14 protein-coding genes are annotated in these 12,342 nt (G+C 72.4%); 7 read left to right on the forward strand and 7 right to left on the reverse strand.

Annotated elements, in window-relative coordinates:
• Positions 1 to 40 precede the first annotated feature (40 nt).
• The 6 genes from H181DRAFT_RS24285 to H181DRAFT_RS24310 form a co-directional block, all read right to left on the reverse strand.
• Complete coding sequence (locus H181DRAFT_RS24285) at positions 41 to 895, reverse strand: ABC transporter permease (RefSeq protein ID WP_052708704.1); 855 nt, start codon at positions 893 to 895, stop codon at positions 41 to 43.
• Positions 892 to 1,656 carry an ABC transporter ATP-binding protein gene (locus H181DRAFT_RS24290; protein ID WP_045866545.1) on the reverse strand — a complete coding sequence of 255 codons (765 nt, stop codon included), beginning with the start codon at positions 1,654 to 1,656 and terminating at the stop codon, positions 892 to 894. The genes H181DRAFT_RS24285 and H181DRAFT_RS24290 overlap by 4 nt, the downstream gene beginning before the upstream one ends.
• Entirely contained in the window at positions 1,653 to 2,312 is a 660-nt protein-coding gene (locus H181DRAFT_RS24295; RefSeq protein WP_045866546.1) for an RraA family protein, read from the reverse strand. Before H181DRAFT_RS24295 ends, H181DRAFT_RS24290 begins: the two co-directional genes overlap by 4 nt.
• A complete protein-coding gene (locus tag H181DRAFT_RS24300; RefSeq protein WP_045866547.1) occupies positions 2,309 to 3,025 on the reverse strand; it encodes a PIG-L deacetylase family protein in 717 nt (238 codons plus the stop codon). The genes H181DRAFT_RS24295 and H181DRAFT_RS24300 overlap by 4 nt, the downstream gene beginning before the upstream one ends.
• Entirely contained in the window at positions 3,022 to 3,987 is a 966-nt protein-coding gene (locus H181DRAFT_RS24305; protein WP_045866548.1) for a DUF6282 family protein, read from the reverse strand. The genes H181DRAFT_RS24300 and H181DRAFT_RS24305 overlap by 4 nt, the downstream gene beginning before the upstream one ends.
• Before the next feature lie 339 nt (positions 3,988 to 4,326).
• Complete coding sequence (locus H181DRAFT_RS24310) at positions 4,327 to 4,995, reverse strand: GntR family transcriptional regulator (protein ID WP_254666957.1); 669 nt, start codon at positions 4,993 to 4,995, stop codon at positions 4,327 to 4,329.
• Positions 4,996 to 5,072: 77 nt separating this feature from the next.
• Here H181DRAFT_RS24310 and H181DRAFT_RS24315 point away from each other — a divergent pair, with 77 nt between their 5' ends.
• Positions 5,073 to 5,891 carry an NAD(P)-dependent oxidoreductase gene (locus tag H181DRAFT_RS24315; protein ID WP_045866549.1) on the forward strand — a complete coding sequence of 273 codons (819 nt, stop codon included), beginning with the start codon at positions 5,073 to 5,075 and terminating at the stop codon, positions 5,889 to 5,891.
• A 197-nt stretch (positions 5,892 to 6,088) separates the two neighbouring features.
• Here H181DRAFT_RS24315 and H181DRAFT_RS24320 read toward each other — a convergent pair whose 3' ends face one another.
• A complete protein-coding gene (locus tag H181DRAFT_RS24320; protein WP_045866550.1) occupies positions 6,089 to 7,744 on the reverse strand; it encodes an FAD-binding dehydrogenase in 1,656 nt (551 codons plus the stop codon).
• Positions 7,745 to 7,866: 122 nt separating this feature from the next.
• Here H181DRAFT_RS24320 and H181DRAFT_RS24325 point away from each other — a divergent pair, with 122 nt between their 5' ends.
• The 6 genes from H181DRAFT_RS24325 to H181DRAFT_RS24350 all read left to right on the forward strand — a co-directional run bounded on the left by H181DRAFT_RS24325 (position 7,867) and on the right by H181DRAFT_RS24350 (position 12,340).
• Positions 7,867 to 8,427 carry an NUDIX domain-containing protein gene (locus H181DRAFT_RS24325; protein ID WP_045866551.1) on the forward strand — a complete coding sequence of 187 codons (561 nt, stop codon included), beginning with the start codon at positions 7,867 to 7,869 and terminating at the stop codon, positions 8,425 to 8,427.
• Positions 8,428 to 8,631: 204 nt separating this feature from the next.
• Positions 8,632 to 9,027, forward strand: coding sequence for a YidH family protein (locus tag H181DRAFT_RS24330; protein ID WP_045866552.1), 396 nt, complete (start codon positions 8,632 to 8,634; stop codon positions 9,025 to 9,027).
• On the forward strand, positions 9,024 to 9,353 hold the full coding sequence (locus H181DRAFT_RS24335; protein WP_045866633.1) for a DUF202 domain-containing protein: 330 nt from the start codon (positions 9,024 to 9,026) through the stop codon (positions 9,351 to 9,353). Before H181DRAFT_RS24330 ends, H181DRAFT_RS24335 begins: the two co-directional genes overlap by 4 nt.
• 50 nt (positions 9,354 to 9,403) lie before the next feature.
• Complete coding sequence (locus H181DRAFT_RS24340) at positions 9,404 to 9,880, forward strand: gluconokinase (RefSeq protein ID WP_045866634.1); 477 nt, start codon at positions 9,404 to 9,406, stop codon at positions 9,878 to 9,880.
• A 120-nt stretch (positions 9,881 to 10,000) separates the two neighbouring features.
• Positions 10,001 to 10,951, forward strand: coding sequence for an MBL fold metallo-hydrolase (locus tag H181DRAFT_RS24345; RefSeq protein ID WP_078895936.1), 951 nt, complete (start codon positions 10,001 to 10,003; stop codon positions 10,949 to 10,951).
• 366 nt (positions 10,952 to 11,317) lie between these two features.
• Positions 11,318 to 12,340 carry a phosphotransferase family protein gene (locus H181DRAFT_RS24350; RefSeq protein WP_045866553.1) on the forward strand — a complete coding sequence of 341 codons (1,023 nt, stop codon included), beginning with the start codon at positions 11,318 to 11,320 and terminating at the stop codon, positions 12,338 to 12,340.
• Positions 12,341 to 12,342: the final 2 nt, after the last annotated feature.

Below are 12,342 nucleotides of genomic sequence, written 5' to 3' on the forward strand. Positions count from 1 at the left end.
AGCGGATCTGAGGATCGGGGGCCGACAGCCGGGACGGCGGTCAGCCTTGTGCTTCGACCGGCTTCCACCGGTTGACCCGGCGGCCGATGAGGCCGACGAGGACGTTCAGGACGGCGGCGATGACGCTCAGCACGACCAGCGTCGCGAAGACCCCGGCGGTGTCGAACTGAGCGGCGGCGTCGTTGATGAGGTAGCCCAGGCCCTGGTTGGAGGCGACCAGTTCCCCGATCACCGCACCGATCAGCGCGTAGGGGATCGCCACCTTCAGGCCCGTGAGGACTCCCGTCATCGAGGAGGGGAGCACGACCTTGAGCGCGATGTCCTTGCGGCTCCCGCCCATCAGCCGCACCGCGTCGACGAGCCCGCGGTCCACCTCCCGCACCCCGGCGGCGGTGTTGAGGAAGACGAGGAAGAAGACGGTCGCGGCGGCCAGCAGCACCTTCATGTGCATGCCGATCCCGAACCACACGATGAACAGCGGGGCCAGTGCCACCTTCGGAATCGAGTACAGCGCCATCATGAACGGGTCGATCACCCGGTACGCCAGATGCAGGGACGCCAGCACGAAGCCCACGACGGCGCCCGCCACCGCTCCCAGCAGGAACCCGTAGACGATCTCCTGGATGGTCACCAGGCTGTGCGTCCACAGAGTGCCGTCCGCGGACCACTCCCCGAGACGTCCGGCGATGGCGCTGGGTTTGCTGGTGAACGTGATGTCGAAGAGGCTGCCCGCCGTCATCTGCCAGCCGGCCAGCAGCACCGAGACGAGCAGCAGGCGCAGCGCCCACACCGTCGTCGTGCGTCCGTGCCGCTGCCACCAGGTCCGCTCGACGGGGATGCGGACGGGGCCGCCCGCGGAGCTCTGCCGCCCCGGGCTCACGAGCTGTTCCGTCATGACGAGCCCTCCTTGAGCGCGGCGGCCATCGCCGTGTGCAGTTCGACGAAGGCGGGGTCGACGCGCAGCGTGTCCAGGGTGCGGGGCCGCTCCAGGCCGACCTCGCGGTCGGCGACGATGCGTCCCAGCTGCCCGAGCACCACGATGCGGTCGCCCAGCAGCAGGGCCTCCTCGATGTCGTGCGTCACGAACACCACCGTCTGGCCGCTGCCCTGCCACAGCCGCAGCAGTTCCTCCTGCAGTTCGGTGCGCAGCTGCGCGTCGAGCGCGCCGAACGGTTCGTCCATCAGGAGCGTGCGCGGTGTACCGGCGAGCATGCGGGCCAGGCTGGCGCGGCGCCGCATACCGCCGGAGAGTTCACGCGGATAGTGCTTCTCGAATCCCTTGAGGCCGACGCGTTCCAGCAGTTCCGCAGCCGTGCCGCGGCGCTCCTCCGCCCGCACGCCGCGGATCTCCAGCGGCATCTCGACGTTGCGCTGCACGTCCCGCCACGGCATGAGCGTGTCGGACTGGGTGAGGTAGCCGATGTCGACGTCCGGGCCGCTGAGCTTTTTGCCGCGGTACGTCACCACGCCGTCGGACGGCTCGGTGAGCCCGGCGAGAAGGTTGAGCATCGTCGACTTGCCGCAGCCGCTGCGTCCGAGGACGGTGACGAAGCTGCCCTCCTCGACGGTCAGGGAGAACTCCCGCAGGGCGACGATCGCCTGGTCGTCCTTGGCGAACTGCTTCGTGAGCCTCTCCGCCGCGAGCACGCCCGTCATGAGGGCCCTCCCTCGTCGGCCGCCCGCAGCCCGTAGGCGTCGTAGCTGAACTCGCCGGCCGCCCAGCGCTCGCGCAGGCCGTCCTCCTTGACGATGCGCCGCCGCACTGCCAGCACGGTCTCCTCCACGTCGGAGGCCGCGACCGCGGTGACGCCGTCGTCGTCGAGCACCACGACGTCTCCCGGCGCGACGGTCGTGCCGCCTATCTCCACCGGCACGTTCACGCTTCCCCGCTCGCTCTTCGTGGCGCCACGGGCCCGGCGCCAGCGCGTCCACGTCCCGTAGCCGAGCCCTGCCAGGTCGGCGCTGTCCCGCACCGCCGCGTTCACCAGCACGGCAGCGGCTCCGCAGGCGGCGGCCTGGGTGGCGAGGAGGTCGCCGAAGAGGGCCACCGGTTCCGGCTCGGGCATCGTCAGCACCAGCACCTCGCCGGGCCGTACGTGCGGCATCAGCTCGTGGACCGCGCGGTTGTCGCCCTGACCGCAGTAGGCGATGCGGGCGGGACCGGCCGTGCGCCGTCCCGGGGTGAGAGGCGTCCAGTCGGCGTCGAGCAGGCCGCGGCGCCCGTACGCCTCGTAGACCGTCGCCACTCCGGCGTCGGCGAGTTCGGCGAGCGCGGCCTCGGAGCACGGCGTGCCCGTGCACGGGGCGCTCACAGCCCACCGACCACGTGGGGCAGCAGCCGCTGGAAGGCCTCCGCCTGGCGGATCTCCTGGGCGCCGGTCACCTTGCGCGCGTGGTTGCCGCGCTGGTCGGCCCGTTGCGCGTAGTACTCCTGGAGGTACTGCTGAGCAGCCATGCAGCTCATGGCGTCGACCTTACGTTTGAATACGGGCGTTATGTCCACGTAGACGGTGGGTGTGAAACCGCACAGCTCGGGCTGGTGCGGCTCGAAGACCAGGAACTCCGAGGGCGGCGCCGTACGGAAGCCGCTGGCGACCCCCGCCCCCGAGGTCAGCAGCCGGGCCCGGGCGACGGCCTGGTGCGCCACCGGGTGGTCGGGGTTGAAGGGGTCCTTCTCCGGGTGGGTGAGCACGACGTGCGGGGCGAAGTCGCGCATCAGCTCCGCCAGCCGCTCGACGTCCTCCGCGGTGACGTGCAGCGGGTAGTCGCCGAGATCGAAGGCGCGGAAGCCCGCCCCGACGGAGGTGGCGGCCTTGGACGCCTCCTCGTGCCGGATGCGCTTGACGTTCTCCTCGGTCTGGCCCTCCTGCTTCCAGAGCACTCCGGACTCGCCGCGCTCCCCGTAGGAGAGGGCGACGACCAGGGCCTCGCCGCCCGCCGCGGTGTGGGCGGCGACGGCGCCCGCGGCCCGCCAGACGAAGTCGGCGCTGTGCGCGCCGACGACAAGCATGCGTCGCTCAGTCATACGGCGTCGGCCTTCCGGTGTGCGGCGGGGGCGTCGGACAGCGGCTCGGCGCCGACGAGCCAGCGGCTGTTGTGCACCGTCATGGTGCGCACTTCGCCCTCGTCGAAGCCCTCGGCGAGCAGGCGGTCCGCGCACAGGGCGAGACCGTCCTCGACCGGCGGGTTGAAGGGCTGCCCGAGGTCGCTGGAGATCACGGAGTTCTCGGGACCCGCCTCACGGACGGCCCGGAACCACACGTCCCACTCGACCTTGCCGGTGTAGGGCGTGGTGAAGCACCGCTCCAGCAGTGCGCCGCGTGCGGCGAGCTGCTGCTGGCGCTCGACGGCGACCCGCTGCGAGGTGAACTCCGGGTGCGTGACGACGATCCGCTCGACACCCTCGTCCGCGGCGGCGTCGACGACCGCCGCGATCTCGTCCGCGTGCAGATGGCCTGTGGCCAGCACCATGCCGTGCCGTGCGATCAGGCGGAAGACCTGCCGGGCGGCCTCGACGACCATGCCGTCCTCGGCCACGACCTCGACGGGCTCGGCCGCCATGCCGTCCGCGCGCAGATCGTCCTGGAGCTTCGCCCACATGGGAGGCGTCGCGCCCTCGGGCTCGGAGGCCCGGCACTGGCGCTGGTTGGCACTGTCGACCGTGGGGAGCCACACGAACTTCGCTCCCCCGCGCCCGGCGATCTCGACAGCGACGGGGTTGAGCCCTCCGACCGAGGCGTTGAGCGTGATCGCGCCCAGCGCGGAGGCACCCGGCGCGGCTCTGCGGACGACCTCCGCGCGCTCCGCGGTCGGGGCGTAGTGCGACTTGAGGACGAAGCCGGCCAGACCGACTGCCGCGAACCGCTCGGCGAGCGTGACGTCGTCGATGCGCCGGCGCATCACGTCCGGTGCCACGTGGATGTGCACGTCGTACGCGCCCTCGACGAGCTCCCTCGCATGGTTCGACGGCTGGGGGTGATCGGCCATGTCTCTCCTTAGCGATCCTTTGCAGCCATAATCTCCGTGCAGATTGTCAACAATCTTGGCTACAGCAGTCAAGGGGTCGGTGGCGGCGGGTCCGTGCCGCTGCTCCCCGGACCGAGGCGAACGGACCGGACCGGAGGGTGACCGGCCGCAGGCCGACGAACCGCCGGTGCGGCCCTCCGTGGCAGCACCACCGGCCCGCAGACGGAAGCGCCGAGCCCCGGCGCATCCGATCGCGGGGAGCGGATGCGCCGGGGCTCGGCAGCGGTCCGTACGGGACGGGCGCATGTCAGACGGGCGCATGCCCGGCACCCGAGTGGGGCGCCGGCGGTGCGAGTTGCGTCAGGGTCTGTGCCCGGGCTGGGCGTCGACCTCGCGAAGTGCCTCGATGACGCTGCGCAGATGGGCACGGGCCGCACTCTCGGCGGCCTCCGGGTCGTGCGTGCAGATGCCGTCGATGATCGCCAGATGCTCGGGCAGCGAGACCGAGGGCCGCCCGGGGTGCATCGCGAGCCGGAACTGGTGCCGGACGTTCTGACCGCGCAGCCGCTCCAGCACCCGCGAGGCGGTCCGCTGACCGCCGATCTCGCGCACGCGGCGGTGCAGTTCCTGGTTGAGCGCGGAGTATCCGAGCAGGTCCCCGCCGGCCACCGCTTCGCGCATGGACTTGCCGATGCCCTGGAGTTCGCGGACCTCCTCGCCCGTGACGGCCTCGGCGGCCTTGGCGGCGCAGAGCCCCTCCAGCACCATCCGGACCTCGGAGATCTCGATGGCCTCGTCGAGCGGGACGGCGCGCACCCGGGCACCGCGGTTCTGTATGCGCTCGACCAGCCCTTCGTTCGTCAGCTCCAGCAGCGCGGAGCGGACGCCGGCGCGGCTGGCGCCGAACTGCGAGGAGAGATCGGCTTCCACGAGCCGCTGGTTGGGCACGAACTCGCCCCTGATGATCGCCTCGCGGATGGCCTCCACCAGTGGCACCCCGGCCCCGTTGCGTGCCCCGTCCTCAGCCACGATCTCCCCGGTTCCTCTCCGCCGCACAAATACGCACCGATATTGTCAACAATTTTGTCCGAGCCTAGTGTAGCGGCATGCCCTCGGACACCTCATCGGAAGAAGACCGGACCGTGGTGGCAGTCCTCGGTCTCGGCGAAGCAGGCGGTTCCCTCGCGGGGGACCTGGCGAGCGCCGGTGCCGCCGTACGCGGCTACGACCCGGCCGCCGTACCGGTGCCGGAAGGCGTCACCCGCGCGGGCAGCGAGGCCGAAGCGGCGGCGGGCGCGCACGTCGTGCTCAGCGTCAACAGCGCCTCGGCAGCTCAGGGCGCGCTTCTCGCGGGCATCGGGTCGGTGGGCCCCGGCGCGGTGTGGGCGGACCTCAACACCGCGTCACCGGGCGCGAAACGCGAGTTGGCCCAGGCCGCCGCCGAACACGCGGTGGACTTCGCCGACTTCGCCATCATGGCCCCTGTCCCCCGGCGCGGCCTGCGCGTGCCCATGCTCGCCAGCGGGCCCGGCGCGGCCGCGGCCGCGCGGCTGCTGTCGGATCTGGGCGCGCAAGTCGCGCTGATCGAGGGGCCGCCCGGCCGCGCAGCCGAACGGAAGCTGCTGCGCAGCGTCTTCTTCAAGGGACTGGCGGCCGCCGTGGTGGAGGCCCTCGAAGCGGGGCGTGCGGCGGGCTGCGAGGAGTGGGTCAGGGAGAACATCGTCAGCGAGTTGAGCCAGGCGGACGCCGGCACAGTCGACCGGCTCGTACAGGGCACGCACCGCCACGCCGTGCGCCGCACAGCCGAGATGTCGGCGGCCGCGGACATGCTCGGCGAGCTGGGCGTCCAGCCGCGCGTGGCGGCGGCCGCCCGCGATCTGCTGGCCGAACTGGCCGCGGCGAAGTCCGCGCAGCGGGACGAGTAGCGGAACGGAAGCGGGACGGACAGCCGAACGGATAGCGGGACGGACGACCTCGGCGAGCAGCCCGAGGTGTGCCGGAGGGCGAAGCGACGCACCGGAGGACGACGACGCAAGCCGAGCAGACCGTCGACCCCCGCAGCGGTCCATGCCGCGGTGCGGGCACCGGACCCGCCCCGGCTCGGACCACCCGACAGGCGCGGTCAGCCGACCGCCTTCGCCGCGGCCCGCCCCGCCGTACGTCCCGAGAAGAGGCACCCGCCGAGGAACGTCCCCTCCAGGGACCGGTATCCGTGCACGCCGCCTCCCCCGAAGCCCGCGGCCTCCCCTGCCGCGTACACGCCCGGCAGGGGCTCGCCGCCCTCGGTGAGGACCCGCGCGTCGAGGTCGGTCTCGAGACCGCCGAGCGACTTGCGGGTGAGGATGTTGAGCCGTACGGCGATGAGCGGCCCCGCCTTCGGGTCGAGGAGGCGGTGGGGGGCGGCGACCCGGATCAGCTTGTCGCCGATGTACTTCCGCGCGCCGCGGAGGGCGGTCACCTGAAGGTCCTTCGTGAAGGGGTTGAGGATCTCCCGGTCGCGGGCCTCGATCTCCCGGCGCAGGTCGGCCTCGTCGATGAGGGCGTCGCCGGTCAGCTCGTTCATCCGCCGTACGAGCGGGCCCAGTTCACGCTCGATGACGAAGTCCGCGCCGTTGTCCATGAACGCCTGTACCGGCCCCGGCGCGCCGCCGCCGGCCCGGTTCAGCACGCCCCGCACGTCCTTGCCCGTCAGGTCGGGGTTCTGCTCGGAGCCGGAGAGCGTGAACTCCTTCTCGATGATCTTCTGGCTGAGGACGAACCAGGTGTAGTCGTGCCCGGTGTGCATGATGTGGTCGAGGGTGCCGAGGGTGTCGAACCCCGGGTAGAGCGGTACGGGCAGCCGCTTGCCCGTCGCGTCGAGCCAGAGCGAGGACGGGCCGGGCAGGATGCGGATGCCGTGGAGGTTCCAGATCGGGTTCCAGTTCTCGATGCCCTCCGTGTAGTGCCACATCCGGTCGCGGTTGACGACGCGCCCGCCGGCCTTCTCCGTGACGCCGAGCATCAGCCCGTCGACATGGGCGGGCACCCCGGAGAGCATGCGCGCGGGCGGAGTGCCCAGCCGCTGCGGCCAGTTGGCGCGCACGAGGTCGTGGTTGCCGCCGATGCCCCCCGAGGTGACGACGACGGCCTGTGCCCGCAGCTCGAAGTGGCCGGCGACGTCGCGGCTGCTGGCCTCTCCCCGCTCCACGTCGCTGGGTTCGAGGATCTCGCCGCTGACCGTGTCGACGGTCCCGGCGCTGCGCCCGAGCCCGGTGACGCGGTGCCGGAAGCGCAGTTCGACGTTCCCCCGCTCGGCACCCGCGCGCACGCGCCGCTCGAAGGGCTCGACGATGCCCGGTCCGGTGCCCCACGTGATGTGGAAGCGCGGCACCGAGTTGCCGTGGCCGCTCGCGCCGTAGCCGCCGCGCTCCGCCCACCCGACGACGGGGAAGATCTTCAGGCCCTGCTGCCGCAGCCACGCTCTCTTCTCCCCCGCGGCGAAGTCGACGTACGCCTCCGCCCACCGGCGCGGCCAGTGGTCCTCCTCGCGGTCGAAGCCCGCGGTGCCCTGCCAGTCCTGCCAGGCGAGTTCGCGGCTGTCGCGGATGCGCAGGCGGCGCTGCTCCGGCGAGTCGACGAGGAAGAGACCCCCGAAGGACCAGTGGGCCTGGCCTCCCAGTGACTGCTCCGGTTCCTGGTCGAGGAGGATCACCTTGCGGCCGGCGTCGGCCAGTTCGGCCGTCGCCGCGAGCCCGGCGAGGCCTGCCCCGATCACGATGACATCGGCGTCGTACGCCATTGCGTCCCACCTGTTCCACACCCGGCTGTGCGCGCGGACGTTCACCCGGAAGATCTCGTGACCGGAGAGTAACCCCCTGCGGAAGCGGGCGGCACCCCACCGCCGGTGATGGAATGTGCACCATGGCAGACACCACCGGCCGGCAGCCGGCGCCCGAGGACGAGCTGCTCGACATCGTCGACGCCGACGACCGGGTGACGGGACAGGCCCCGCGCGGCGAGGCGACAGTCCGGCGGCTGCGGCACCGCTGCACGGCGATCCAGGTGCGCGATCCGCGGGGCCGGATCTTCGTCCACCGCCGCACTCCCGGCAAGCTGGTCTTCCCCTCCATGTACGACGTGGTGGTCGGCGGTGTCGTCGGCGCGGGAGAGAGCTACGACGACGGCGCGCTGCGGGAGGCCGAGGAGGAGCTGGGCGTGACGGGGCTGCCGCGGCCGGAGCACCGGTTCACGTTCCTCTACGAGTCGCCGCTGCACCAGTGGTTCATGGGTGTGTACGAGGTGGTGTGCGCGCTGCCCGTGCGGCCGCAGACCGAAGAAGTCGACTGGTGGGACTTCGTCGCGGAGGACGAACTGGAGGGCCTGCTGCCCGGATGGGACGTCGTCCCGGACGGGCTGGAGTCCCACCGGCGGCTCCAGGCCTGGCGGGCGTCGAAGCAGCCGATGGATCCTGCCTCCGGCTGAACGGCGCGCGCGGCGTTCAGCCGGAGGCAGGATCCGTTCCGGTACGCCGGGCGGGTTCGGCCCGTGTCCCCGGTCCGGCGCCCAGCCCTGTTTGAGCGGTTGCGCGGAGCGAGTGGCCGCACCGGCTCGGGCGCAGCGCGAGGCGGAGGGGGCCGGCCGCGGGGACAGATCGCCCGGCACCGCGGGGGCCGTAGGCTCGTCGCCATGATCGACCGGCTCCTTGCGACGCTCCGGCTGTGGTTCGCCCCGCAGCGACTGCGGGCTGAGGGTTCCACCCCCGACTACCGCTTCTCACTGGCGAACGAGCGCACGTTCCTCGCGTGGATCCGTACGGCGCTGGCGCTCGTCGCGGGCGGCATCGCCGTGGACCAGTTCCTGACGGGGCTGCGCTGGGCCGTCCGCACGTCCGTCTCGGCGGCCGTCCTGGCGTGCGCCGCAGCCTGCGCGTTCCGTGCCGTCAACCACTGGATGCGCTGCGAGCGCGCCATGCGCCGAGGCGAGGACCTGCCCGTCTCGCGGTTCCCGGTGCTGCTGGCGACGGCGACCGGTGTGGCGGCGCTGCTGGTGCTCGTCGCCGTCGCGCTGGGAGCGGGCAGCTGAGCGGCGGAAGCGGGGGGCGGACCCGCGATCCGGCGGCGCAGCCGGAACGCACCCGCTTCGCCTGGCGGCGCACCACGCTCACCTTCGCCGTGGCCGTCGCACTGGCCGTGCGCGACGTGCTCTACGGCAGCGGCGGTGCGTCCCCGGTGGAGGCGGCCGCCGCGGCGGTGGGGGTGCTGTCCTGGCTGGGGTTCCTGGTGCTCGCCCACCGGCGGATCGCCGCGATGGCCGCCGGCCGTCCGCCCGCCCCGGGCCCGGGGGTGGTGCGAGCGGCGGCGCTGTGCACACTGGCTGTGGCGATGGTGGGAGTGGTGCTGCTGTGGTGAACGAGGAACAGGGACGACGGACGGGGGCCCCGGTGCCGTTGGTCGTGGTGATGGGTGTCGCCGGGTCCGGCAAGTCCACGGTGGGCTCGCTGCTCGCGGAACGTCTCGGTGTGCGGTACGCGGAGGCGGACGACTTCCATCCGCCGGCCAACGTGGCGAAGATGTCGGCCGGTACGCCGCTGGACGACGAGGACCGGCGCCCGTGGCTGGACGCGATCGCGGTGTGGCTGGCCGGACACGCGGACCGGGGAGGGGTCGTGAGCTGCTCCGCTCTCCGCCGCCGCTACCGCGACCGGCTCCGCGAGCAGAGCGGCGCGCGTCTCTTCTTCGTCCATCTCGACGGCTCCGAGGAGCTCGTCTCCGCGCGGATGGCCGGCCGCAAGGGGCACTTCATGCCGCCGGCGCTGCTGCGTTCGCAGTTCGAGACGCTCGAACCGCTGGAGGAGGACGAGCGGGGGGCGGCAGTGCCGGTCGGAGGGCGTCCCGAGGAAGTCACCGACGAAGCGCTCGCCGCACTGACGCCGTAGCCGGAACGCCCGGAGACTGACAACCTGTGCGGCACCGGGTCGCGTGGTGTCGCGGCCGCAACACCCGGACGGCCGGGGGAAGTTCCCCGGTCAGGGACGACGAGGGGGGAGAACGGGCGTATGGCGTCTGCGGCAGTGGCGGAAGACGGCGCGAGCGGCCTGCCGGCCGGCGAGCCGTACACCGAGGAAGTGGCGGACGGCGTACACGCCTACATCCAGCCGGACGGCGGCTGGTGCCTCAACAACGCCGGCTGGGTCAGCGACGGCGGCACGACCCTCCTCGTGGACACGGCGGCGACGCGTCCGCGGGCGCTGCGGCTGCGCGAGGCGCTGCTGGCGAGCGGGGCGCCGGCACCGTCCACGGTCGTCAACACCCATCACCACGGCGACCACACCTACGGCAACGCCGTCTTCACTCCCGGCGCGACGGTGATCGGGCACGAGTCGTGCCGCGAGGAGACCCTGCGGGCGGGACGCCAACTGCACGCGATCTGGCCGGAGGTGGAGTTCGGCGACATACAGGTCACCGCGCCGTCGCTCACCTTCCGCGACGAACTGACGCTGCACGTCGGCGAAACGGAGGTGCGGTGCCTCCATCCGGGCGTCGCGCACACCACCGGCGACACGGTCGTGTGGCTGCCCGGGCAGAGCGTCGTCTTCACGGGCGACCTCGTCTTCCACAAGGGGACGCCGTTCATCCCGATGGGCTCCCTCAGCGGGTCGCTGCACGCACTGGACCGGCTGCGCGCTCTGGGCGCGCGGACGGTGGTCCCGGGGCACGGGCCGCCGGCGGGGCCGGAGGTCTACGACACCGTGGAGCGCTATCTGCGCTTCGTGGAAGAGCTGTCGCGCGACGCGTACGACCGGGGGCTCACGCCGCTGGAGGCCGCACGCACGGCCGACCTGGGCGAGTTCGCCGAACTGGCCGAGAGCGAGCGGCTGGTGGCGAACGTGCACCGCGCCTACGCGGAGTTCGCGGGACGTCCGCCGGGTGATCCGCTCGACATCCTCGCCGTGTGGGGCGACATGGAGCAGATGAACGGCGGCAGGCCGGTCGCGTGCCACGCCTGAGCGGCGGCGCGTGCGGAGGTACGGCGCGCCGCCCGCGTGCGGTGCACCGTCCGCTCGTCCGTGGATCTCGTCACACCCGGGGCCTCCCGGGCGTCCGGAGACCGTCCACCCCCGGGGCGTGTCTCAAAGTCCCGTCTGGGCCCCGGCCTACGGCCGGACGACGCTACTTTGAGACACGCCCTAGACGTCATACCGACTAGTCGGCATGATCGATGCGACTGCGGTTGCCCGTTGCTCGCCGCCCGTGGAGGGGCAGCTTGTCGGTGTGGGCCGCGTCCCGGCCGGGACGCGGCCGCCCGCACGAGCCCGTCCCGAACGTCCCGTCCGAGCAGTGGCGTCCCCCATCACGCAGAGGAGCGCGCAGGCATGACCAAGGAGAATCCACCCGGTCTCGATCTCGGGCGGCTCGCCGGACATCTAGACCGGGAACGCCCCGGCCTGGTGCGGGGGCCGCTGAGAGCCGAGGTCGTCCAGGGCGGCAGATCCAATCTGACGTACAGGGTGACCGACGGGGTGAGCCGCTGGGTCGTACGGCGCCCCCCGCTCGGCCACGTGCTCGCCACCGCCCACGACATGGCCCGCGAGTACCGTGTGATCACGGCGCTGCGCGGGACGGACGTACCGGTGCCGGGCACGGTGCTGCTGTGCGAGGACCCCGACGTGCTCGGGGCGCCGTTCTACGTGATGGAGCACGTCGAGGGCACGCCGTACCGTACGGCCGACGAGCTGGCCGCCCTCGGACCGGAACGCACGCGGGCCCTCGCGCTCGCGCTGCCCGACACCCTCGTGTCTCTGCACGCCGTCGACCCGGAGAGCGTCGGCCTCGGCGACTTCGGACGCCCCGAGGGTTTCCTGGAGCGGCAGTTGCGCCGCTGGGGCAAGCAGCTGGAGGCGTCCCGCAGCCGGGAGCTCAGCGGTATCGACGAACTGCGCGACTCGCTGGCCGGGCAGCTCCCGGACTCGCCCCCGCCGGCCGTCGTGCACGGTGACTTCCGGCTCGACAACGTGCTGGCGACCGCCGACGACCGGATCGCCGCCGTACTCGACTGGGAGATGTCCACTCTCGGCGATCCGCTGACGGACCTCGGGCTCCTCGTGATGTACAGCGAGCGCCTCGACATCCCCGACGCCCCGATCAGCACGACGGCCGAGGCCCCCGGCCACCCCGCGGCGGAGGAGCTCGTCGAGCGCTACGCGGCGGCCTCCGGACGGGACGTCTCACGCGTCAACTGGTACACGGCGTTCGCCTGGTTCAAGCTCGCGGTGATCCTGGAGGGCATCCACTACCGCTTCACGCTCGGGCAGACGGTCGGCCCGGGCTTCGACCGGATCGGCGACCTCGTCCCGGTCTTCATCGACAACGGACTCACCACGCTGCGGAAGGGATGAGG

Origin of the sequence: Streptomyces sp. WMMB 714, assembly GCF_900090125.1 — a bacterium.
Classification (GTDB): Bacteria; Actinomycetota; Actinomycetes; order Streptomycetales; family Streptomycetaceae; genus Streptomyces; species Streptomyces daqingensis.